The organism is Collimonas sp., from assembly GCF_035566375.1.
Classification (GTDB): Bacteria; Pseudomonadota; Gammaproteobacteria; order Burkholderiales; family Burkholderiaceae_D; genus Collimonas.
Genome location: NZ_DATMRK010000074.1, coordinates 122656 through 146480, shown reverse-complemented (window position 1 = coordinate 146480; position 23825 = coordinate 122656). Strand labels below are relative to the sequence as shown.

The 23825-nt window shown below is 54.7% G+C and carries 22 protein-coding genes; 10 read left to right on the top strand and 12 right to left on the bottom strand.

The features are described 5' to 3' along the window. Positions 1–159 precede the first annotated feature (159 nt). Entirely contained in the window at positions 160–1158 is a 999-nt protein-coding gene (gene ybiB, locus VNZ60_RS22790) for a DNA-binding protein YbiB (RefSeq protein ID WP_325663287.1), read from the bottom strand. Between the two features lie 146 nt (positions 1159–1304). Here ybiB and VNZ60_RS22785 point away from each other — a divergent pair, with 146 nt between their 5' ends. From VNZ60_RS22785 to VNZ60_RS22770, 4 genes are all read left to right on the top strand, one after another. After that, positions 1305–1874: a sigma-70 family RNA polymerase sigma factor gene (locus VNZ60_RS22785; protein WP_325663286.1), complete on the top strand. Its 570-nt coding sequence runs from the start codon at positions 1305–1307 to the stop codon at positions 1872–1874. 128 nt (positions 1875–2002) lie between these two features. Further along, positions 2003–2194 (top strand): zf-HC2 domain-containing protein, encoded by a 192-nt coding sequence (locus VNZ60_RS22780; RefSeq protein ID WP_325663284.1) that lies wholly within the window; start codon positions 2003–2005, stop codon positions 2192–2194. 71 nt (positions 2195–2265) lie between these two features. Next, positions 2266–3291 carry a tRNA (adenosine(37)-N6)-threonylcarbamoyltransferase complex transferase subunit TsaD gene (gene tsaD, locus VNZ60_RS22775; protein ID WP_325663282.1) on the top strand — a complete coding sequence of 342 codons (1026 nt, stop codon included), beginning with the start codon at positions 2266–2268 and terminating at the stop codon, positions 3289–3291. 264 nt (positions 3292–3555) lie between these two features. After that, positions 3556–5052 (top strand): DEAD/DEAH box helicase, encoded by a 1497-nt coding sequence (locus VNZ60_RS22770; protein WP_325663280.1) that lies wholly within the window; start codon positions 3556–3558, stop codon positions 5050–5052. A gap of 13 nt (positions 5053–5065) precedes the next feature. Here VNZ60_RS22770 and gluQRS read toward each other — a convergent pair whose 3' ends face one another. Beyond that, positions 5066–5959 carry a tRNA glutamyl-Q(34) synthetase GluQRS gene (gluQRS, locus tag VNZ60_RS22765; protein ID WP_325663278.1) on the bottom strand — a complete coding sequence of 298 codons (894 nt, stop codon included), beginning with the start codon at positions 5957–5959 and terminating at the stop codon, positions 5066–5068. Further along, positions 5952–6917: a LysR family transcriptional regulator gene (locus tag VNZ60_RS22760; RefSeq protein ID WP_325663276.1), complete on the bottom strand. Its 966-nt coding sequence runs from the start codon at positions 6915–6917 to the stop codon at positions 5952–5954. The genes gluQRS and VNZ60_RS22760 overlap by 8 nt, the downstream gene beginning before the upstream one ends. Before the next feature lie 382 nt (positions 6918–7299). On the opposite strand from VNZ60_RS22760, the gene VNZ60_RS22755 reads away from it, so the two are divergent. Next, positions 7300–7875, top strand: a complete 576-nt coding sequence (locus VNZ60_RS22755) for a flavodoxin family protein (RefSeq protein WP_325663274.1) — start codon at positions 7300–7302, stop codon at positions 7873–7875. A 103-nt stretch (positions 7876–7978) separates the two neighbouring features. Here the strand turns inward: VNZ60_RS22755 and VNZ60_RS22750 are convergent, their stop codons facing one another. Further along, entirely contained in the window at positions 7979–8857 is an 879-nt protein-coding gene (locus VNZ60_RS22750; protein WP_325663272.1) for a sulfurtransferase, read from the bottom strand. Between the two features lie 106 nt (positions 8858–8963). On the opposite strand from VNZ60_RS22750, the gene dnaE reads away from it, so the two are divergent. The 4 genes from dnaE to VNZ60_RS22730 all read left to right on the top strand — a co-directional run bounded on the left by dnaE (position 8964) and on the right by VNZ60_RS22730 (position 16701). After that, positions 8964–12431, top strand: a complete 3468-nt coding sequence (gene dnaE / locus VNZ60_RS22745; RefSeq protein ID WP_325663270.1) for a DNA polymerase III subunit alpha — start codon at positions 8964–8966, stop codon at positions 12429–12431. Between the two features lie 68 nt (positions 12432–12499). Next, positions 12500–13747 (top strand): O-antigen ligase family protein, encoded by a 1248-nt coding sequence (locus VNZ60_RS22740; RefSeq protein WP_325663268.1) that lies wholly within the window; start codon positions 12500–12502, stop codon positions 13745–13747. Continuing rightward, positions 13744–15501: a lipid A export permease/ATP-binding protein MsbA gene (gene msbA / locus VNZ60_RS22735; protein ID WP_325663266.1), complete on the top strand. Its 1758-nt coding sequence runs from the start codon at positions 13744–13746 to the stop codon at positions 15499–15501. Before VNZ60_RS22740 ends, msbA begins: the two co-directional genes overlap by 4 nt. A 75-nt stretch (positions 15502–15576) precedes the next feature. After that, on the top strand, positions 15577–16701 hold the full coding sequence (locus VNZ60_RS22730; protein ID WP_325663264.1) for a glycosyltransferase family 9 protein: 1125 nt from the start codon (positions 15577–15579) through the stop codon (positions 16699–16701). Here the strand turns inward: VNZ60_RS22730 and VNZ60_RS22725 are convergent. After that, positions 16676–17500, bottom strand: coding sequence for a glycosyltransferase family 9 protein (locus tag VNZ60_RS22725; RefSeq protein WP_325663380.1), 825 nt, complete (start codon positions 17498–17500; stop codon positions 16676–16678). The genes VNZ60_RS22730 and VNZ60_RS22725 overlap by 26 nt on opposite strands. Between VNZ60_RS22725 and VNZ60_RS22720 the strand changes: the two genes are divergently transcribed. Continuing rightward, positions 17423–17680 (top strand): hypothetical protein, encoded by a 258-nt coding sequence (locus VNZ60_RS22720; RefSeq protein WP_325663384.1) that lies wholly within the window; start codon positions 17423–17425, stop codon positions 17678–17680. The two genes, VNZ60_RS22725 and VNZ60_RS22720, sit on opposite strands and share 78 nt — an antisense overlap. Positions 17681–17860: 180 nt before the next feature. Here VNZ60_RS22720 and VNZ60_RS22715 read toward each other — a convergent pair whose 3' ends face one another. The 7 genes from VNZ60_RS22715 to hemF all read right to left on the bottom strand — a co-directional run bounded on the left by VNZ60_RS22715 (position 17861) and on the right by hemF (position 23782). Beyond that, a complete protein-coding gene (locus tag VNZ60_RS22715; protein ID WP_325663262.1) occupies positions 17861–18835 on the bottom strand; it encodes a glycosyltransferase family 8 protein in 975 nt (324 codons plus the stop codon). 7 nt (positions 18836–18842) lie between these two features. Further along, complete coding sequence (rng, locus tag VNZ60_RS22710; RefSeq protein WP_325663260.1) at positions 18843–20306, bottom strand: ribonuclease G; 1464 nt, start codon at positions 20304–20306, stop codon at positions 18843–18845. Continuing rightward, a complete protein-coding gene (locus VNZ60_RS22705; protein WP_325663258.1) occupies positions 20303–20923 on the bottom strand; it encodes a Maf family protein in 621 nt (206 codons plus the stop codon). Before VNZ60_RS22705 ends, rng begins: the two co-directional genes overlap by 4 nt. 95 nt (positions 20924–21018) lie before the next feature. Beyond that, a complete protein-coding gene (rlmH, locus tag VNZ60_RS22700) occupies positions 21019–21489 on the bottom strand; it encodes a 23S rRNA (pseudouridine(1915)-N(3))-methyltransferase RlmH (RefSeq protein WP_325663256.1) in 471 nt (156 codons plus the stop codon). A 23-nt stretch (positions 21490–21512) separates the two neighbouring features. After that, a complete protein-coding gene (rsfS, locus tag VNZ60_RS22695) occupies positions 21513–22142 on the bottom strand; it encodes a ribosome silencing factor (protein WP_325663255.1) in 630 nt (209 codons plus the stop codon). Further along, positions 22143–22823 (bottom strand): nicotinate-nucleotide adenylyltransferase, encoded by a 681-nt coding sequence (locus tag VNZ60_RS22690; RefSeq protein ID WP_325663253.1) that lies wholly within the window; start codon positions 22821–22823, stop codon positions 22143–22145. It abuts the gene before it with no gap. Positions 22824–22837: 14 nt separating this feature from the next. Next, on the bottom strand, positions 22838–23782 hold the full coding sequence (gene hemF, locus VNZ60_RS22685; protein WP_325663251.1) for an oxygen-dependent coproporphyrinogen oxidase: 945 nt from the start codon (positions 23780–23782) through the stop codon (positions 22838–22840). Positions 23783–23825: the final 43 nt, after the last annotated feature.

Here is a 23825-nt window from a genome sequence, read left to right as displayed (position 1 = left end):
GGATTTGTTGAGAATCCTATCTGAGGCCAGTCTGAAATTCTTTGCGGCAATGTTTTGACGGCTGCCCAATAGTACATTCAGTATAGGTATCCTGTTTCATTTTAGATCAGTCTGGTTGGTCCGCCGCCGCGAAAATTAGTTCCCTCGGGAAATTGCTAGCTAGGGCTTACCGATATCGGCCGAATTGTATTGCGTGTGCAAAGCCCGGCAAACCTTCAGACATTGTTCGAGTTGTCCGGCGATCGGTTTTGGGATCAATTCCGGCTGCGCCAACGCCTGTTGTATCCAGCTGGCGGTGGTGGCGGCATCACGCTGCCCGGGCAGGGCGGGCATCTCGTCGGCGATGTTTTGTTTCTCTATCAGCGTGGTTTGCGTGCCGGCATGCAACCAGTCGATTTTTTGCGCCTTCCTGGCATTTGCTACCGTTTCGCCTTCGGTGCCACGCATCAGAAATATGTCGCCGCGTTCAGCCGCGGCGGCAGTCTTGAAATAAGCTGTCAGCATAGTCAGGTATTCCGGATGCGTGTATGAACTCAGGCGCAGGGCCGGAACCACAAACGGTTGCATGATTTTGACCAGGGTATGGGTTGAATTACGGACCCCGAGAATCCGCCGCATGGCAAGCAATCTTGCCATTTTCGGCGCCAGTGCATCGATCGGCATGAAGGCCGGCAGGCGTTGAGCAAAACATTGTTGAGCCTGCTCGATGCTCGCGCAGATTGGCTGGCCCAATGCTTGCAAAATTTCCGCGCTGGTGACCCGGCCGGGATCTGTCAGAACCCCGTGCAACAACACCGGCACACCCTCGCGCGCCAACAACATGGCCAGTAAAGGAGTCAGGTTGGCCATATGGCGTGCACCGTTATAACTGGGGATGACTACCGGGGCGTACACGCTGCTGTTAGTGAGCGGTATCTGTGGAAACGACGCTTCGGCTGCTTCCAGGAAGCCGGCGATTTCTTCTACCGATTCACCTTTGATGCGCATCGCCAGCAGGATACCACCCAGTTCAAGATCCGAGACGCGGCCGTCCAGCATGGCAGCGTACAAGTCATGCGCGTCGTTGCGTGACAGACTGCGGGCACCGTCCTTTCCTCGCCCGATCTCCTTGATGAAGCGAGCTGCTGCGAATGGTTCGGGCGGCGAAATATTTATCATGTGTAGATAGCAATCAGGATTGACCGGCATTGAATGAAACTGGACGTATCGCCAGGATTTTACTTTACCAGCCTCAGTCCATGGCCATCGGGTAAAATCGTCGCCACTCAACCAGCTTGTTCTGGTTTCTTCTTATCTAGGCTTATATGGCAATCGATCCTCGCCAGCTTGAAACATTGCGGCCGCAATTAGTGCGTTTTGCCGCGCTACAGTTGCGTAATGACGCCTTGGCCGAAGACGCTGTCTCGGAAACCATACTCGCAGTCCTGGAGCATCCAGACCGTTTTCAGCAGCAGTCTTCGTTTAAAACCTATGTCATTGGCATACTTAAACACAAATTGCTGGACCAGCTACGGCGCGGCAAGCGCGAAGTGCAACTGAGCAGCGACGATGATGACGCCGATCGTAGCGATGCCGACATGATCGATGCTTTATTTACGTCCGCTGGACATGCCATGGAAGCGGCGCCCAGCTGGGGCAATCCGGACCAGACACTGGAACGCAAGGAGTTTTTCGATATTTTGCAAATATGCATCGACAATTTGCCCGCCAAAACCGGGCGCATTTTCATGATGCGAGAATGGCTGGAACTGGATACCGATGCGATTTGCAAGGAGCTTGATATTACCGCCGCGAACGCTTGGGTGTTGCTATATCGGGCGCGGACACGGCTGCGCGAATGTTTGCAACTGAACTGGTTTGGAGCACAAGCTTGAATTTCCAACCATCGTGCATAGATAAATACGGCAATACCCGCTTATTCCCGGCTAATTGTAAGTATTGCATCCGTGGCACGACCAATCCTGGATGCCGAAATTCTGGCACGGTCAGTTAATTTATTTTTATGTCATATAAACGCTTGATTCCTCACTGTCGCGATACACAATTGCTCCTGTCCCAGGCGCAGGATAGCAATCTGTCGCGATTAACCCGGGTCCGGGTGCGCATACATCTGTGGACCTGCACGGCTTGCACCAGGTTTTCGCAGCAGCTGGCTTTCATGCGGCAGGCGATGCAGCAACTCGGCAAGGATTAATCGTCGCCAACACGCGAGTGTCTGCCGCGCTTTCCTTTACAATGCGGCATTGTATAAATATTGCCCCACCCATGATTGTTCTCGGCGTTGAATCTTCCTGTGACGAAACCGGCCTAGCGCTTTACGATACCGAGCGCGGCTTGCTGGCCCATGCCTTGTATTCGCAAGTGGCGATGCATGAGCAGTACGGCGGCGTGGTGCCGGAACTGGCCTCGCGCGACCATATCCGGCGTGCTATTCCTTTGTTGCAACAAGTGTTGGCTGAAAGCGGCGTTGCACGCCACGACATCGATGCAATCGCCTATACCCAGGGGCCGGGCTTGGCAGGGGCGCTGCTGGTCGGCGCCTCGATTGCTTGCGGTCTCGGACTGGCCCTGGATAAACCGATGCTCGGCGTGCATCATCTGGAAGGGCATTTGTTATCGCCGCTGTTGGCTAGCGATCCGCCCAGCTTCCCGTTTGTCGCCTTGCTGGTGTCCGGCGGCCACACACAATTGATGCGGGTCGACGGGGTTGGACAATACGCCCTGTTAGGCGAAACACTGGATGACGCTGCCGGCGAAGCGTTCGACAAATCGGCCAAGCTGCTTGGCCTTGGTTATCCAGGTGGCCCGGCGATTTCACGCCTGGCGGAATTTGGCGATCCGTCGGTGTATCAGTTGCCGCGGCCCATGCTGCACTCTAAAAATCTGGATTTCAGCTTTTCTGGTTTGAAAACAGCGGTATTGACCCTTGTCAAAAATCACACGGCCAATATTTGCGACCAGGACAAGGCCAACATCGCGCGCGCCTTTGTTGATGCTCTGGTTGAGGTGCTGCTGGCTAAATGCCTGGCGGCGTTGAAACAGACCGGTCTCAAGCGCCTGGTGATTGCAGGAGGAGTTGGAGCCAACCAGCAATTGCGCAGCGCCCTCAATGCGGCGGCTGAAAAGCGGCGTTTCCGGGTGTATTATCCCGAGCTGGAGTTTTGCACCGATAACGGCGCAATGATTGCCTTCGCCGGCGCCATGCGCTTGCAGATCAATCCGCAGGCGGCGCAGCGCACATATGGCTTCAATGTGCGGCCACGCTGGCCGCTCAATGAACTCGGTATCTGAGCAAATTCCCAGCTAGGCGTATAATGCGCGACTGTGGTACAAAGCGTGTCGGTAATGATGTCAAATTGGTAATCCGGCTTGCGGCGCTTGTTTTTATTGTGACAACGGCGCCTCCACAATCATTTGGCTCGAAAGGTGTCGCCGTTGCTTGTCTTGGATAAGCACCGATCGTCATCAATCAGCCGACACGAAATTCACGAATTCAATTGAGAGCAAATAAAGCCTTTGTTTGAGTGCATCCTGCACCGGAGGCCGCCAACTACCATGTCCGACATACAGTCCGAGATTCAAGCCGATCCAGCCGTGCCAACCACACCCTCCGTCCGTTTCGCCGACTTTGGGCTGTCTCCAGATATCTTGCGTGCGCTGACCGATCAGGGTTATGTCCATCCAACTCCGATTCAAGCGGAAGCGATTCCGGTGGTATTGCAAGGGCGCGACGTCATGGGTGCGGCACAAACAGGAACCGGCAAAACTGCCGGTTTTTCCTTACCGATCATTCAGCTGTTGCTGGCGCACGCCAACACCAGCGCCTCGCCAGCGCGGCATCCGGTGCGTGCTCTGATTTTGACGCCTACCCGCGAACTGGCCGATCAGGTGGCCGAGAATGTCCGCGCTTATTGCCGCCATACTCCCTTGCGTTCGACCGTGGTGTTTGGCGGCGTCGATATCGCACCGCAAACTGCCGCTTTGCGCTCAGGCATCGAAATCGTGATTGCTACCCCGGGCCGCCTGCTGGACCATGTGCAGCAAAAGACCGTGAACCTGTCGCAGACGCAAATCCTGGTGATGGACGAAGCCGATCGCATGCTGGACATGGGTTTCCTGCCTGATTTGCAGCGCATCATCAATCTGTTGCCGAAAGAGCGGCAGAATCTGATGTTTTCCGCCACGTTTTCGGGCGAGATCAAAAAGCTGGCAGCCACTTTCCTCAAGAACCCTGTGACGATCGAGGTGGCGCGCAGCAATGCGACTGCTGACAACGTGACGCAAACCATGTACCACGTCAATGAGCAAACCAAGGCAGAGGCGGTGTCGTACATTATTCGCGAGCGCAACCTGAAACAGGTGATCGTTTTTTCGAATACAAAAATCGGCGCATCGAAACTAGCCCGTCATCTGGAAAACGAAGGCGTCAACGCGTCGGCGATTCACGGCGACAAGACGCAGAATGAGCGTATGGCTGCGCTGGAAGCATTCAAACAAGGTGAGATTGAAGTGTTGGTAGCGACTGATGTCGCCGCACGTGGCCTGGATATCGCTGAACTGCCATGCGTGATCAATTTTGATTTGCCTTATAACGCCGAGGATTATGTACACCGGATCGGCCGTACCGGTCGTGCCGGGGCTTCAGGCGATGCGATTTCCCTGTATGCCGACAAGGACGAACGTTTGCTGGTCGATATCGAAAAGATGATCAAGCACAAGTTTGTACGCGCGGAGCTGACCGGGTTTGTCGCCAAGCCGGCAAGTGTTGAACGCGAGCGTTCCGGACGTGGCGCCGATGCGCGCAGCGATCGTGGCGATCGTAATGACAGTCGCGGTGTCGCCTCTGGCCGCAGCGCTCAGCATACGCGCAGCGCCTATACCTCGACGCCAATCTCGCGCAAGGAAAAAATCGATCCGTGGTTCCTCAAACCTTACGAACCGACGCTCGCCGCCGATATGGATGCATCCAGCGTAGTGCCGGCAGGCGCCGGCGCCATCAAGCCGCCAAAGGTAAAGTTGGCGGCCTTGCTGGGTGGCTTGCCAAAGCGCTAGTTGCGCTGGTTGTTTAGCCGTGGCGACTCAGGTCGAGATTCGCCCATGCTGTAGTGGCCAGTGGCCAGAATGCGGCTACGCTATCGACTTGTCCGATATCAAGTCCCAGGAACCAGGCAGCCTTGCTTAGCGCATGTAGCGGTTGCTTGAGATCGATAGCTTGTGCGCCATTCTGTTTGGATAGTTTTTCGCCGTCTGCGTTGGTGATGACCGGTACATGCAAGTAATGCGGCGTCGGCAGTTTCAGCTGATGCTGCAGATAAATCTGGCGCGCGGTCGAATCCAGCAAATCGGCGCCGCGCACCACGTGCGTAACGCCTTGATCGGCGTCGTCGACCACCACCGCCAGTTGGTAAGCCCAAAAACCATCCGCCCGTTTCAGTACGAAATCTCCCACTTCTATCGCCAGATGCTGCTGTACGCGGCCAAGCCAGCGATCGTCAAAAATAATCAGTTCATCGACATGCCCTGGGTCCGGCACGCGCAGACGATAGGCGCGCGCTGGTTTACCGACAGGTAAGCCGCTGCGGCAAGTGCCGGGATAGACCGCTGCGCCATCGGCCGCCACACAGATGCGGGAATCGACAATTTCGCGGCGCGTGCAACCGCATGGATAGGCCAATCGCCCGAGACGATCGAATGCCGCTTCATACAATGCCGTACGCTGGCTTTGAAACACCACTTCGCCATCCCAATGCATGCCGAGCGTGCTCAGATCTGCCAGGATAGACTCAGCCGCACCCGCCGCGGTGCGCGCTTCGTCGACATCTTCCATCCGCAGCAGCCAGCGGCCATGATTGGCCTTGGCGTCTAGGTAACTGGCCATCGCCGCGACCAGCGAGCCGGCATGCAACGGTCCGGTGGGCGAGGGGGCGAAGCGGCCGATATAACTTGTTTGATTAGACATTGTTGATCGATTCGTGATGATGCGGCGCCACTGCCGGCGCCAGAGATCCAAGCAGCGCGTGCTGAGTCGCGGGTTCGCTGAGTTGCGCGATGAACCATTTGAGAGATTTTCCCATGACCGGCGTACGCCAGGCGATTTGTGTCTTGTCGCTGGGTTTCGCTTCGATGGTTTGTTTTTCGATCAGTGCGCCAGAAGCAAAATAAGGAGCCGCCATCCAGCGCGGCAAATGGCCGCAGCCGAGGCCGCTGAGCTGGGCTTGCAGCTTCGCTGGAATCGACGGTACGGTCAGGATGTCTTGTCCGCTTAATAGTCCTGAAGTAATGCTGGGCAAGGTGCGGCCAGTGTCGCCGACCGCTACCGCGCGATATTGTTGTATCAGGCTGGCAGTGAGCGGTTCTGGCGCGTTTGCCAAGGGATGTCCGGGAGCAACAGCGAAGACCCAGTCAATGACACCCAACTGGCGGGTTTGGAACCCGCCGCTCATGCGGATGCTATCGGGACCGCTATGCGGTGCGCCAATTGCCAGATCAGCGCGGTCCGATAACAAAGCCTCCCACACTCCTGACAACGCCTCGTGCGAAATGCGCAGGCGGGTGCCGGCATTTTCACGATCGAAGGCCTCGATCAGCGGCAGCAGGCTGTCAAACGGGATGATGCTGTCGAGGACGATGCGCAGTTCCACTTCCCAACCAGTTGCAGCACGTTTTACGCGGCGTTCCAGCTCTTGTGCCGCCAGCAACAGATGGCGCCCTTCAGCCAGCAATTCGAGGCCGGCGCTGGTCAGTTTTGCGCGATGGCCGCGGCGGTCGAACAGCAGTACATCCAAATCTTCTTCCAGCTTGCGCACACTGTAGGTGAGTGCCGAGGGAACGCGATTGAGCTCGACGGCGGCGGCGGCAAAACTGCCTTTGCGGGCGATCGTATCGAGAACTTGTAAAGCTTCCAGCGTCAGATTCATCGGGGCTCGGCGAGTATAAATATTGCAAAAATCTCATTCAGATAAATTGAATGATATATCGAAAATTAAGGTCTGTCTTAAGCTGTTCCTTCGCTCTATAGTGCCAAGTAATGCAGCGGATTCATATGGAATATTTCTATATTGAAATAAATTTTCGGATATATCATGATCGAATTGCGCGATAGCCGAGATTGAGATCGCGCCAACATGGTTGTCTTGACTTGCATATCCGTTTTTCGTTCGCTGGGCATTATGAGCCGCAGCGAATCAGAGTTGAGGCTTGATAGCGGAAAGCTGGCCGAACCTATTGTTGTTTGATTTGCCGCTTTAATAGTTGTTATTTATTTTTTTAATCAAATTCTTACGTCAGAAGGACATTGTCATGACTAAAGTTGCTGTCGTTTATCACTCCGGCTACGGCCACACCAAAAAACAAGCAGAAGCGGTGCACGCCGGCGTGCTGCGAACTCCAGGCGCAGTGCCTGAATTGATCGCGATTGATGCCGAAGGCAATCTGAGCGATGCAGCCTGGGCTTCGCTGGAAGCAGCCGACGCCATTATTTTTGGCACGCCAACATACATGGGGATGGCTTCCTGGCAATTCAAGAAATTTGCCGATACCTCATCGAAGCAATGGTTCGGTCAGAAATGGAAAGATAAGATCGCAGCCGGTTTCACCAATTCGGCCACGATGAATGGCGACAAGGGCTCGACCATGAGTTACCTGATCACTTTCGCAATGCAGCACAGCATGGTTTGGGTTGGCACTGGTTTGATGCCATCGAACAGCAAGGCGGCGCAACGCAATGATGTGAATTTCGTTGGCGGTTTCTCTGGTGCGTTGGCGCAGAGCCCATCCGACTCGTCGCCGGAAGAAAGTCCGTCCGCAGGCGATCTCGAAACAGCCAAATTGTTTGGCAAGCGTGTTGCAGAGACGGCGCAGAAATTCAAGAAATAATCGAAGGGGGGAGGGGCGAAGATTGAAATCGGCCCCTATCCAGTCAGAAAAAAAGCCCGCGTGAAATTTCACGCGGGCTTTTATTTGGGTTCTGCGGCTAGGTTTAATGCGCAGTAGAAGCTTCTGCCGGCGCCGCCACGGCTTCCGGCTGGCAATGCGGGCAGGATTTTCCGGCCACGTATTGCGGTGACAATTGCTGGCGCGGCGTCACCACTGCGCGGCAAGCGTAGCATTGCACGGTAGCGGTTTCCTGCAGCTGCGGATTGAGTGCGGTGCGATAGTCGAACACGAAGCAATCGCCATCATAGTGAGCGCCGCCGCATTCCTCGAAATATTTGAGAATCCCGCCTTCCAGCTGATAGACGCTGTCGTAGCCGATATCTTGCATATGGATCGCAGCCTTTTCGCAGCGGATGCCGCCGGTGCAGAAGGTCACAACCGTCTTGTCGGCCAGTTCGTCCTTATGTGCAGCGACTACCGCTGGAAACTCGCTGAACTTCTCGATACGGTAATCAATCGTGTTTTGGAAAGTGCCGACATCGACTTCAAACGCATTGCGGGTATCGAGCATGACCACCGGCCGGCCGTTGTCGTCGTAACCTTGGTCCAGCCAGCGCTTCAGGGTCTGGGCTTGTACCGCCGGGGCGCGCCCCAGTTCCGGCTTGATCAACGGGTGCTTCATCGTGATGATTTCAGCTTTCAGCTTGACCAGCATGCGGGTGAAAGGTTGTTTTTCCGAATAACTTTCTTTCACTTCCAGATCGGAAAACCGTTCGTCAGCGCGCAGCCAGGCCAGAAACTGGTCGATTTGCTCACGCATGCCGGCCAGGAATAGGTTAATTCCTTCCGGGGTAAGCAAGATCGTGCCTTTTAGTTGCAATTGCTTACAAATTGCAAGAAATTCAGGACGTTTCTGTTCCGTGTCTATGAAAGTGACGAATTTATAGGCGGCGATATTAACGTAAGGATGATTGGACTGCATGGCTTGCTTCTCGGTAAGTCGTTGATTTATCAGTATTATAAACGCCGACAGCAGGATTGCCCAATTTTGCCCGTAGCCAGCAGGGCCTCAGGGTAAAATACCGGCCATGACGACACCGCAATTTATTCATCTCCGCCTCCACTCTGAGTATTCCATTGTCGACGGCTTGGTACGCATCGACGATGTAGTAAAAGCCGCAGCCAAGGATAGGCAGGCAGCGCTTGGCATCTCCGATCTGGCCAATCTGTTTGGCATGGTCAAATTCTATAAGGCTGCGCGCGGCAAAGGCATCAAGCCGATTATCGGCTGCGATGTCTGGATCACCAATGACGACGATCGCGACAAGCCTTCGCGTTTGCTGCTGCTGGTCAAGAACCGTGGCGGTTATCTGCAATTATGTGAGCTGTTGTCACGCGCCTGGCTGGAAAACCTGCATCGCGGCCGCGCGGAAATTCGCGCTGAATGGCTTGCCGACCTGAGCAGCCAGAACGGCGGCAACGGTTTGATTGCCTTGTCCGGCGCCCACTTTGGCGACATCGGCATTGCTATCGACAACGGCAATCCGGGTTTGGCTGAACGTTGTATTGAACGTTGGGCGACTATTTTCCCCGACAATTTCTATGTCGAGATCCAGCGCGCCGATCAGCCCAATATGGAAGCGCATGTAAGGCAGGCAGTGGCGCTGGCTGCCAAGTTCGGCGTGCCGGTAGTGGCGACCCATCCTATCCAGTTCCTCGACAAAGAAGAATTCATCGCGCACGAAGCGCGCACCTGTATCGCTGAAGGTGAAATGCTGGCCAATGCGCGCCGTGTACGTCGTTTCAATGATCAGCAATCGTTCAAGACCCAGGCCGAGATGGCCGAGCTGTTCGCCGACATGCCGGCGGCGCTGCAAAATTCGATTGAAATTGCCAAGCGTTGCAACCTGACGCTGCAACTGGGTAAGCCAAAGCTGCCGGATTTCCCGACGCCGGATGGCATGACGATCGGCGACTTCCTGGTACGCGAGTCACAAGAGGGATTGGAACTGCGTCTGGCGCATCTGTTCCCGGATGAGGTCAAGCGTGAACAGCAGCGTCAGCGCTATCAGGACCGCTTGAAATTTGAAACCGACACCATCATCAAGATGGGTTTCCCCGGCTACTTTCTGATCGTTGCGGAATTTATCCGCTGGGCCAAGCAGAACGGCGTGCCGGTTGGGCCGGGGCGGGGTTCGGGCGCCGGTTCGCTGGTCGCGTATTCGCTGCAGATCACCGATCTGGATCCGCTCAAATACAATTTGCTGTTCGAACGTTTCCTGAATCCTGAACGGGTATCGATGCCCGACTTCGATATCGACTTTTGCCAGGAAGGCCGTGATCGCGTCATCCAGCACGTCAAGGATTTGTACGGCAAGGACGCGGTGTCGCAGATTGCTACCTTCGGTACGATGGCGGCCAAGGGCGCCATCCGCGACGTTGGCCGGGTGCTCGATTTTGGCTACAACTTTTGCGACGGCATCTCCAAACTGATTCCATTCAAGCCGGGCAAGCACGTAACGATTGCCGACGCCATCCAGGAAGAGCCGATGCTGGCGGAGCGCCTGGAGAACGAGGAAGAGGTCAAGCAACTGCTCAACCTGGCGCAGCAAGTCGAAGGCATCGCGCGCAACATAGGCATGCATGCCGGTGGTGTGCTGATCGCGCCTGGCAAACTGACCGATTTCTGCCCGCTCTACACACAGGGCGGTGATGCCGGTGTGGTCTCGCAATATGATAAGGACGACGTCGAAGCGGTCGGCCTGGTCAAGTTCGACTTCTTGGGTTTGACCACGCTGACAATTCTTGATCGCGCAGTGCGCTATATCAAACAGCTCGATCCGGCCATGGCCGATTTCAGCCTGGAAAAGCTGCCGCTCAACGACCGCGCATCGTATGAACTGCTGACCGCCGCTAAAACGGTCGCCGTGTTCCAGCTGGAAAGCCGCGGCATGCAAGGCATGCTGAAAGATGCGCGGCCCGACCGCTTTGAAGACATTATCGCGCTGGTGGCCTTGTATCGTCCGGGCCCGATGGACCTGATCCCGGATTTCTGCAAGCGTAAGCACGGCGAGCGCTTCGATTATCCAGACCCGCGCACTGAAGGCATCTTGTCGGAAACCTACGGCATCATGGTGTATCAGGAGCAGGTGATGCAGATGGCGCAGGTGGTCGGCGGCTACTCGCTCGGCGGCGCGGATTTGCTGCGGCGGGCGATGGGTAAAAAGAAGGCGGAAGAAATGGCCGAGCATCGCCAGATTTTCCGCGACGGCGCCGCCAAGGATGGTTTGTCCGAAGCCAAGGCCGACGAGATTTTCGACTTGATGGAAAAATTCGCGGGCTACGGCTTCAACAAGTCGCACGCTGCCGCTTACGCATTACTGTCGTATCACACCGCCTATCTGAAGGCGCATCATCCTGCCGCGTTCATGGCCGCCAACTTGTCGCTGGCGATGGACGACACCGAAAAGATCAAGATTCTGGTGGAAGACTCACTGGTGGTGTGCAAGCTGACCCTGCTGCCGCCGGACATCAATCTATCGGATTACCGTTTTACGCCCGAAGGCGAGCCGGGTAAAAAAGCCACTTCGATTCGTTACGGACTGGGTGCGGTCAAGGGCTCGGGACAGAACGCGATCGAAGCCATTATCGCCGCGCGCCAGGAAAAGCCTTTCGTCGATTTGTTCGATTTCTGCCTGCGCGTGGATAAGCGCCAGATCAATCGCCGCACCATCGAATCGCTGATACGCGCAGGTGCGTTTGACTGTTTCAAAGTTGATCGCGGGATTTTGCTGGCTTCGGTGGCGCGCGCCATGGAAGCGGCCGACCAGAAACTGGCGTCCGCCAATCAGGTCAGCCTGTTCGGCGGCGACGACAGCGATCTTGAAGCGCCTATCGAATATGTACAGGCGACGCCGTGGACCGATAAGCAAAAATTGACGGAAGAAAAGAGCGCCCTCGGTTTTTATCTGTCAGGCCATTTGTTCCACGCCTACGCCGCCGAAGCACGTCGCTTCGCACGTACCCCATTGGGCAGCTTGGAGCCGTCGCGCGAACCGCGCACCTTGGCGGGAATTATTTCCGGCTTGCGGGCGCAAATGACGCAGCGTGGAAAAATGATGATCGTCACGCTCGACGATGGCAGCGCAACTGTCGATGTCACCGTCTACAGCGAACAGTTCGAACCGAACAAGGCTTTTTTCAAGGAAGACGAATTCCTGGTGGTGCAGGGCAAGGTTTCGGAGGATCGTTTTAACGGCGGCCTGCGGGTATCTGCAGAAAAAGTGATGGACATCGCCACTGCGCGGATTCATTACGGGCGGCAAATGGTGCTGTCGCTGGCGTCGCCGGCGAAAAAAATCGATGCTGTGCAGCTGAAAGACATGCTATCGCTGCATCGCTCGGAGACTGGATTGCCTTTAACGCTGCGCTATACGAGCGATCAAGTGGCTTGCGAAATATTGTTCGGCGCCGAATGGCGAGTGTCCCCTAGCGACGGCTTGCAACTGGCTTTGGCGGAGAAACTCGGGTCGGAGGCAGTTGCGGTGGAGTATTGAGTGTGATGCCTCATGCATGCAATTGCGCTTGAATACTCATTTCACAGTTTTAAATTCGGAGAAGAAATTTGTCTTATATTAAATGGCCTGTAATTATGGCCATTCTGCTGTTTCCGGCACTTTCCATCGTGTTGCACAATGCCGGCAATACCTGTTTATATGTGCTTCTGATTTGCAGTATCGTGGCTCTGATTTGCCGTTGCAAACCTATGGGGATCGGTTTTGGTCAACTGTTAAAGGAATACTGGCCGCTCCACCTTGCGATGGCGTCTTTATTTATTGCTGTGATTCTGAATCAGTTATCGCTCGGGGCCTTTGAAGCGCGGCAATATGACCGAGCCTTACGGCTGGCTGTATTTGCACCGGTTTTTTGGATAATTCTGGCGGCTCCTCTGAAGTACTTAAAGAGTGTGCAATGGGCTTTTATTGTTGGCATCATTGCGGCAGTGATCAAGATCTACCTGGGTACAGACGGAGGGACATCTAGGCCAAGTAATATCGGATTTTTGCTCATCATCGCGTTTTCCGATATCGCATTATTGTTGGGCAGTATGACCTTGCTTTCGATTGGCTGGAATAGCCGGCGCGACAAAGCCGTCATCTTGCTGAAATTCCTCATTTTCTGCGTCAGTTTGTACATCACTATTTTGGGTCAATCCAGAGGAACCTGGATTGCCATACCCTTTTTCGTTGTATTCGGAATCCAGTTCTTGGGTGGGATTCGGATCAGGCATAAGTTGATGGTGGCTGTATTGGCTCTTGTTGTAATGATGGCGATGTTCTCGTTGAGCAGCACGATACAGACCAGAATTGCCGAAGCGAAGTCGGACGTCACTCAATATTTAGACGGGAAAAATGTGGATACGTCCCTAGGCATCAGGCTTCAGCTCTGGCGCGTATCTTGGGAGCTGTTCAAGGAACGTCCGGTTTTTGGAATTGGACGGGAAAATTTCAGCTCTGGTTTGGAGGAGTTCTCTTCTAAAAAAATGATTAGCCCGGTCGCGGCGGCTTTTGCCCACTCTCACAATGAACTTATCTTTAATATGACTATATTGGGGATATTCGGGTTGCTGGCGAATTTATCGATTTATTGTGTGCCTGCATATTACTTTGGCAGGGAAATACGTCATCCTGATCGCTATGTGAGAACGGCGGCAGGGATGGGCATGCTCCTGCCTCTAGGTTTTTTCATTTTTGGCCTTACCGATTTAATGTTCTTTTGGACAGTCCTCGGCGGATTCTATTGCATGAGCGTGGCCACATTTCTTGCCATCATAATCAAGCGTAAAAAGAACTTAGAACAGACGGACATATGAGCGCATCTTCCTATACAACCTATTTCAAGCGGCTGGCAGTACTGCATCGACCGTACAAAAAACGATTGGCGCTTGGTCTGCTTGGGATGGTAGTGACCGCGGCAACCGAACCGCTGGTAGCTTACATTTTTAAAATCCTGTTGGATAACGGCTTTGTGGAAAAACCTACATTTCCGCTGTGGCTGGTGCCGGTTGCTGTGATTGGCGCATTCGTCGCCCGCGGCGCCTCGACTTTTTTGACAAGCTACATGACTAATTGGGTGTCTAGCCGAGTGCTGACGACATTGCGGCAGCAAATGTTCAATCGCATCTTGCATGTGTCGATTGATTTCCACGCTACCCATACTGTAGGACGTGTGATCAATTCGATCATGTTTGAAGTACAGCAAATCATAGAAATGATCAGCAAGTTGTTTACGTCGATTGTGCGTTGCGTGCTGACGGTAGCGGGTTTGTTGGGCTACATGCTGTTTATCAGCTGGAAATTGACGATTGTCGCCTTGGTGTTGATGCCTCTGATGATCCTGGTGGTGCGTACTACCGCCAAGCGCTTGAAAAAGCTGAACAAGGATTCTCTCGACGTTAACGCACAATTGACGCAGGTAATCGAAGAAACCACGCGCGCTCAGCAGGTCATCAAGGTGTTTGGCGGCGAGCCTTATGAGAGAAAGCGATTCGAGGAATCGGCGGAGCATATACGCCACTACAGCATGCGCATGACCAGCACTTTCGCCGCCACTGTGCCGGTCACGCAAATCATGATGGCTTGCGCGATGTCGGCGATGATCACGATGGGTTTGATACAAGCAAGTCACGCACAGCTTACCGCAGGCGATTTCGTCTCATTTTTAGCGGCGATGATCGCCTTGCAAGTACCCCTCAAACAGCTGGCCGAAGTGAATGGCCCGCTGCAACGCGGCATGGCCGCGGCAGAAGCTGTATTCAAGTTGATCGACAGCCCGGTCGAACGCACCGGCGGCATACAGCTGGAGAAACGTGCAAACGGGAAGATCGAATTTTCCAATGTCGGTTTTTCATATCCGGGTCAAGGCAAGCCGGCGTTGACGGGCATTAACCTGAACGTGAAACCTGGTGAAACCATCGCTTTTGTGGGGATGTCGGGAGGTGGGAAATCCACTCTGGTGAATTTGATTCCCGGATTTTATTCGGTGACTGAAGGCCGTATTTTGCTGGATGATTTGCCGATCGAGGACATATCTTTGAATAGCTTGCGGGCTCAAATAGCGATGGTCAGCCAGAATGTCGTGCTGTTCAACGACACCATCGCTGCCAATATCGCCTATGGCGACAGCGCGCCAGATCGCACACGGATTGAAGCGGCTGCCAAGGCAGCTTATCTGACCGAGATGATCGCCGCCTTGCCTGAGGGTTATGAAACGCAGATCGGCGATAACGGTTCGCGTTTGTCTGGTGGACAGCGCCAGCGGCTGGCGATGGCGCGCGCTATCTACAAGGATGCTCCTATCCTGATCCTGGACGAGGCGACTTCCGCACTCGATAGCGAGTCGGAACGGGCCGTGCAGGCAGCGCTCGACCAGCTGATGCAGGGCCGCACCACTTTCGTGATCGCACACAGGCTGTCAACTATCGAGCGCGCCAGCCGCATCGTCGTGCTCTCGAATGGCAGCATTGTTGAAGTCGGCAGCCACGATGAATTGCTGAGCAAGCAGGGCGCATACGCAAATTTATACCACCTCCAGTTTTCCAAAGACGCGGTGAATGTGGAGATGTAGTGCAGGGGATCTGGGGCACCGCATTTGAGATCGCCGATCTGCCTCATCTGAAAATATCGTCTATAAGAAAATCTCATGACAGCACAACTGGTTCCGGCCGAAATATTAAAAAAAGCAGATAAAGTCTTGTTCATCGCCCATCTTGCTCTCGGCGATTTTACCTATCTGCAAAATTGTTTCCAGGCGTTTGCACAAGCCTTTCCGCATATCAAAATCCATATTTGGGTGGATGAGGTGCGTCGAACCAAAAAAACGGCGGCCTGGCCCTATTTAAAGAAATATGCCTTGTATGACTGGTTAGCTGAATGTCCTTTCGTCGCCAAGATTTATCAGCAGACCTATAGCCCCGCCTTATTTGAGCAATCAATCGTTGAGGCACAAGAACAGCACTACCCGCTGGTGGTCTCGCTGTCGACCTTGAGGCCGCCGATGTACGCGACGCTGGCGCGCCAGATCAGTCCACAAGGTTTCGTGGCGGGCATGAAAAAGCCGGCTGGAATGCTTGCACTGCACAAACACTTGGCGTATCGCAAATTAGATGCAGCTTTTGACCCTGACCGCGTGGCGCCGTCGCGGGTGCATATCAGTGATGTTTATGCCGCCTGGTTTAATCGTTTGTTTGGAATGGACAGCACATCATCGGCACGCCTGCCTTTCGTGCGGATTCCGGAGCAGTGGGGGCGCTACGCACAGGAACAGTTAAAGCAGTGGGGCTTTGAACGTGACCGCCGGCAATCTGTCAATCCGGCTAAGCTGGTTTTCATCAATCCTTACGCCAAAACTCGCAAACGCTGCTGGCCGCTGGAACGCGTGGTCGAGCTCGTCACCGCATTAAGAGCGCAGGAAGCTTGGAAAGACACCCGCTTTATCGTAAACGTGGTGCCTGAGGAAATGGCGCAAGCCAAAATATTCTTCGACGGCCATGCGCTTCAACGCTTGCAATTATTTAGTGCGCAGGAAAATTTTTTCCAGTTGCCGGCGATGTTGCGCGAGTGCGATCTGATTATCTCGGTTGAAACTGCGGTGATGCATTTGGCAAACGCGGTGCAGGTACCTGTGATTGCGTTGATGCGGCAGAAGAACCCTGAATGGGCGCCGATCGACAAGGAAAACAGTCGCATCATTACCACTGCGCATCGTCGGGATTGGGTAAAGGCGATTACGGTAGCGCAGGTTATCGCTGTTTTGAATCAAAAATAGGCAAGCCTTCGGATTCCTCTGCTTGCGCCTCCTGCCGCCACCGTAAAACGATTTTTTCGACACTTTCGGGTGTGATATTTTCCATGCAGGCGCAACTCGCGGCCTGGCTATCTTTGCAGCCGGGGCAACTGATCGGTAAACATAAAACTTCCGCCCGCTTTCCTAGCGGTTCCCAACGGCCCGGATGCATCGGCCGGGTTGGCGGGAACAAACCGAGTGTGCGCTGACCCAGTGCGGCAGACATGTGGAGTGGGCCGGTGCCGCTTGCAATCAAGCCATCGGCCGCCTCAATCAGTGAGCTCAGTTGGTCAAGCGTGAACTTGCCGCAGACGTTGCTCACATTTTGCAATTCGATTAACTCTGCGGCATTGTCAGCCAGCCATTGCCCTTCGGCAGAGCTGCCGGTTAACCATAACTGGACATCCGGATATTTGCTTAAGCGCTTGGCAAGTGCGATGTAATGCTTGATCGGCCACTCACGCCCATGTCCATTCGATTTTGTATGAATGATGAGATTGAATGGATGTGGCCGGAGTAACTTGTTTATTTCCGGATTCTCTGGGACGTTGAAGTCGTAGAGGGCGGGAATGGCAGCACGTTCAGGGATGGTGTCGAGGCCGAAAGGGCGCAGAAATTCGAAATTGAATTGCGCCTCATGGTGTTCCGAGTTGCCTTTCTTGAACCGTACCCGGCGATTGCAATACAGCATCTGGTATAGCTTATGGCGGGCATTGCCGATACGGTTCGGGATGCGCGCTTTGAAAGCCTCAACCGCCTGGCGTTTGTTCGGTTGCGCCAATATGATGGTATCGACGTCAGCATGCGCAAAATAAGCGGACGGATTCAGCAAGAAGCTTTCAAGCTCCACCACTTCATCGACGCTGCGGCATTGTTTGACAACCGGGGCGGCATAGGCCCGGCACAGAAAGCTTATTTTCAGAGCCGGATATTGCTGTTTCAAATAGGCAGCAATAGGTAATGTCAGGATAACGTCGCCGATATTGTCGGTGCGGCATATGAGGACGTGGGAGCTGGTTATTGCCATCTTTGAATCGGTTAAGGCCGTGGTTAAGGCCGTATTTGCGTTGGGTTGTAGAAATTATAACCGGCGGTCATGACGGCCGGTGAGGTTCTAACTTTTGGTTACGTCTTGAGCACTTTACTTGGCAGCCAGATATTTCATATACCACTTGAAACTGTCCAGCCTCTGCCCTCGTTTCATCAGGAACCGGGAATACATCCTCATCTCTTTATAGTTTCTTGGCTGCGGATCTAGCGCCAGATCTGCCCAGGGGGAGAGTGCCTGGTATTTGACGAACAAGTCTCTGGACGCATGCAAACACCAGTCGTTCCAAGGTTTTACCGCGCCGGCGAAGTGAATGAAGACCACCTCGCCGATAGCGCGCATCTGGCGCTTGTCTTTTTCCAGATCATGGATCAGGTCATAAAGGAAATTCCATTTTCTGTCGATATACCTGATCTTTCCTTCCAGGACCACGTTGAGCGCGTCCTGATCCGGGAATCTGTATTCCTTGCCGTTTTCCAGAATCGAAAGGATGGTTTTCTCGGTGATTTCCTGCGTCATCCAGTTATCGACGTGCATATACATCACGCCGGAATTGAAATACTTTTGCGACGACAATTGCAGGGCTGCGCAGCGTCTTCTGGTGGTTTCATCGGCGTCCGGCACGACAATCGCCGCGCTATCGCCGAAATCCATTTGGGTTAGCTCAGCCATGCTGCCGACGCACAGGATATCCGCATCCAGGTAGAGCACCTTGTCGCACATGCCACGCAGGGTGGAGGGGATCAACAGGCGCGTGAATATGGTCGGCGAATAATAGGAAAACTGCGAGATGTGCGCGAACCGCTGGAATACCGCTGGATCGATAATGTGCACATGCGTCTTGAGCTGGTACATCTGTTCCAGCTGCTTGAAGCGCCTGCGGTTATCCTCCGATAGCGAGAAGGAGAACACGTGGAAAGTGAAGGTCACGCCCGGACTGTTGGCGATGATGGAGGCGATCGTCGCTCCCATGCTGCGGCAATAGTGATCGTCGACGCAGAAGGCGATGTGGAAAGAATCGTCGGAGTTGTTAGGCGCGGCAGGAGAATGCGGTAAAGAACTATTCATGTAAGCCTTACATAAGAATGATGTCGTATTGCTCCTGCGGATAAACCGTTTCCACTTGCAGGGAAATCGGTTTACGAATGAAATCGCCCAGCATGGCCAGATGCTGTGATTCCTCTTCGAGGAACATGTCGACCACCACCTGCGACGCCAGGATGCGGAATTCGCGCGGGTTGAATTGTTTGGCTTCGCGCAGTACTTCGCGCAGGATTTCGTAACAAATGGTGCGCGCAGTCTTGACCTGGCCCTTGCCGTTGCAGGCTGGGCAGGGCTCGCACAAGATATGCGCCAGCGATTCGCGAGTGCGTTTGCGGGTCATTTCCACCAGCCCCAGCGCGGAAAATTCCGATACCGATTTTTTGGTGCGGTCGCGCAGCAGGGCTTTGTGCAATTCAGCCAGCACGGCAGCCTTGTGCTCGTTGTTCTCCATGTCGATGAAATCGAGAATGATGATGCCGCCCAGATTGCGCAGCCTGAGCTGGCGCGCTATGGCATGCGCCGCTTCCAGGTTGGTCTTGAAAATCGTATCGTCGAAATTACGCCCATTGACGAAACTGCCGGTGTTGACGTCGATGGTGGTCATGGCTTCGGTCTGGTCGACAATCAGGTAGCCGCCGGACTTGAGCGGCACGCGCCGGCTCAATGCTTCCTGTATTTCTTCCTCCACACCATACAGATCGAACAAGGGCCGCTCGCCGGTGTAATGCATCAGCCGAGCAGTAACCGACGGCGTATAGCTGGCGGCGAATTCTTGCAGTTTCTGGAAATTTTCGCGTGAGTCGACCTGGATGGTAGTGGTCTCATCGTTGACAAAATCACGCAGCACGCGTTGCGCCAGACTCAAGTCCTGATGCAGCAAGGTCGGCGCCGGCTTGGTTTTTGCCAGCAGCGTGATGGATGACCAGGTCTTGCGCAAATACTCGATATCCATTTGCAGATCGGCTTCCGAGGCGTCTTCGGCCATGGTGCGAATGATGAAACCGCCTTTTTCCTCGGGCGGCAGAAGCTTTTGTACTTTATCTTTCAGCAGTTCGCGTTCAGCTTCATTTTCAATTCTTTGCGAAATGCCGATATGCCGGTCTTGCGGCAGATACACCAGCATCCGGCCAGCGATGGAAATCTGGGTAGACAACCGGGCGCCCTTGGTGCCGATCGGATCTTTCACCACTTGCACCGTCAGCGACTGGCCGTCGAACAACAGTTTTTCAATCGGCGTTTGCTGCGCCGCCTGGCCATCGTGGGCGCGGGTTTCCCAGATGTCGGCAACGTGCAGGAAGGCTGCGCGTTCCAGTCCGATATCGATAAATGCCGATTGCATGCCGGGCAGCACACGCACCACTTTGCCCAGATAAATATTGCCGGCCAAGCCGCGCGACAAGGTGCGCTCGATATGCAGTTCTTGCACCGCTCCCTGGAAAATCAGGGCGACGCGGGTTTCCTGGGGAGTGATATTGACGAGGATGTCTTCGCTCATAAAATGCGGATGCCTGCCTGTTGTAATAATTGTGCGGTTTCGAAAAGAGGTAAGCCCATGATGCCTGAATGGCTGCCGCGTATGCTTTCGATGAAAATCGCCGCCGGCCCCTGGATGCCATAAGCGCCAGCCTTGTCGTAAGGCTCGCTGGTATCGCAGTAGGCTTCGATCATGGCCTCTGATAACTCCTGGAATAAGACGTCGGAAAGCTGCGTGAGTTGCCAGTTTTGTTCGCCGTGGATGACGGCAACGCTGGTGAGGACTTGGTGAGTACGGCCTGACAAGAGTCGCAACATTGCAATCGCCTCGGATTTGTTAGCCGGTTTGCCGAGAATCCTGCCATCGATCGTGACCGTAGTATCGGCCGCCAGGATGGGGCGCACCGGCAAGCTGCGCCAAATCATCATCTGACGAGCAGCGAGGGCTTTTTCCATGGTCACCCTGGTGACGTAAGCTTGCGGCGATTCTTCCGGCAAGACTTCCTCGCTGACATCGGGGCCGCGCGGCGTCTGGTCGCGCAGCAGCAGCAGTTCAAATGCGACGCCAATCTGTCGCAGCAACTCCCGCCGGCGCGGGCTTTTCGAAGCAAGATAGATTTTCTGGTAAGGGTTTTTCATTGCTGGCGGCTACGGCGAATGCGTCGTCTGATAATTCCAGCGATTATTACAGAGTTAGATGCGTATTGGGTGGCTTATTGGCCCGCTCAAGGGGCTCACACGCGATGATAAGGGTGATTCTGGGTAATCGACCAGGCCCGGTAGAGTTGCTCCGCCAGCAGTACCCTGACCATGCCGTGCGGTAAAGTCAGGCTGGAGATGCGTAGCAGGCTGTCGGCATTGGCCTTGAATTCAGGATCCAGGCCGTCGGCGCCGCCGATGATGAAGGCGACATCCCGGCCGTCGCGCTGCCATTGGGTCAGCTGCTGCGATAACTGGACGCTGGTGAGGTCTTTGCCACGCTCATCGAGAGCGATGATGCGCACGCCTTTTGGCAGCACCGCCTCGATCCGGCTGCGTTCCAGCGCCATGGCTGTTTCGGCGGTCTTGCTGCCGGACCGTTCGACCGGCTTGATTTCCTTGAGGACGATGCGGCAGTCCGGCGGCATGCGTTTCGCATACTCGCCGAATCCGCTTTCTATCCAAGCCGGCATTTTATGGCCGACTGCAGCGATGATGAGCTGCATGAGGATGCTATCGACGCAGCAGCTTATTCAGCCGCTTTGGTTTTTGCCGGAGCGCGCTTGACAGCGGGTTTCTTGGCCGGAGCCTTCTTTGGCGCCGCAGTCTTCTTCGGCGGGATCGAACTCTTCGATGGCGCTACCTTGATGGTTTTGCCGACCGCCTTCTTGACGCCATCAGTCTTGACCGGCTTCTTGCGCGCTGGTGCTTTCTTCGGTGTTTCGTCTTCTGCCTTCAACGCTTGCGAAGTAGTCAGATGGCGCGAAACCTTCTTCGGCGCTTCTTCCTCTGCTGCGGTGCGGGTAGAAATCCGTTTGGCGGCGCCGAACTTGACTTCTTTATCACCCCAGATTTCTTCCAGGCGGTAATAAGCACGGATCGCCGGTTGCATGATGTGCACCACCATGTCGCCCATATCGACCAATACCCATTCGCCGGTATCTTCACCTTCGACGCTGAGAATGGTGCCGCCGTTTTCTTTGACCTTATCGCGGACCGAGGCGGCCAGCGCCTTGGTTTGGCGATTGGAGGTGCCGGAAGCAATCGCGATACGATCGAACAAACCGGTCAGGTGGACCGTGTCGTAGACGCGAATGTCTTGGGCTTTGACGTCTTCGAGTGCATCGATGACGAGGGTTTGTAGTTTTTTGATATCCATTTAATTCTTATAGAGATGATGTTGTTCAATATAGTCCAGTACTGCCGCCGGGACCAGCGTGTCGGGTCTTTTTGCATTGTGCAGCGCGGTACGAATTTCTGTTGCCGAAATGTCTACAGCTAAATTTTTCGCCAGGTAGGTCAAGCCGTGCGCGCTCTGGCGAATCTGCTCCGGGGTGGCGGCGCGGCGTGTAAATTCGCGCGTGACCTCGGCTGGAACCTGCGCTTCATCCATGGCAAAACCGGGTCGCGAAGCGACGCCCAGATGGGCATAATCGAACAGGCGGTCCCAACCTTGCCAGCTGTTCAAGTGCTGCAACTGGTCCGCACCCATCAGGAACACGATAGACGCTTGCGGCCCAAGTTCGGCCCGCAATGCTTGCAACGTATCTATCGTGTACGTCGCGCTCTGGCGTTGGATTTCCTGCTGGTCGATGACGACCGCCACGCTTTGCTGGCTAAATGCGAGCCTGGCCATCTCCACCCGTTGCTCCGGGCTGGCTTCCAGGCCGTGTTTTTGCCAAGGATTGCCGGCTGGAATCACCCGCAACTGGTCTGGCGCCAACAAGGTCACAAAGTATTTCGCCAGTGCCACATGACCATTATGGACTGGATCGAAACTACCGCCGAGAACTGCGATGCACGGCCTGGGCCGAGCTTGGGACGTCTGATTGGATGTCATCGGGGAACTGCCCATCAAACCCACTCGCGATGGATCAGAAAATCGGTATATAGCTTGGCTTCCGGGCTTCCTGCCGCCGGTTGCCAGTCGTAACGCCACTTGACCACGGGCGGCATCGACATCAGGATGGACTCGGTACGTCCCCCGGATTGCAGACCGAACAAAGTGCCGCGATCATACACTAAATTGAATTCAACATAGCGGCCACGGCGATATGCCTGGAAATCTCTTTCGGTTTCACCGTAGGGAATATCCTTGCGGCGCGCCAGGATCGGCGTATATGCCGGGATAAACGCATTGCCGACGCCTTGCATCATGGCAAAGCTCTGTTCGAAACCCAATTGGTTGAAATCGTCGAAGAAAATGCCGCCGACGCCGCGCGGTTCCTTACGATGTTTCAGATAAAAATAATCATCGCACCATTGCTTGAAACGCGGGTAGAGCGCCGCTTTGCTGTCCTTGTCGGTGGCACTGTCGAAGGGCGTCAGGGCGTCGCGGCAAGTGCGGTGAAAGTGTTCGACGTCTTCGGTAAAACCGTAATACGGTGTCAGATCCATGCCGCCGCCAAACCACCATACCGGTTCCTGGCCTTCGGCGCTGGCGATAAAGAAGCGCACGTTCATGTGCACCGTCGGCGCAAACGGGTTACGCGGATGCATGACCAGCGACACCCCCATGGCTTCCCATCGGCGGCCGGCCAGTTCGGGACGGTTGGCGGCTGCCGATGGTGGCAGGCTTGTGCCCATCACATGCGAGAAGCCGACGCCGCCGCGTTCCAGTACATTGCCTTCTTCGATGATGCGTGAATTGCCACCGCCGCCTTCGGCGCGTTGCCATTGGTCGCTGCCGAATGATTTACCGTCAATCTGCTCCAGCGCCGCGACAATGCGTGCTTGCAGGTCTAGCAGATAGGATTTGACGGCCGTGGCCGGATGGTCGGGAGTGATGTTTGAGCTCATCGTGTTGAAAAAGGGGGAGATAAAATGTCCGCGTTTGTTAATA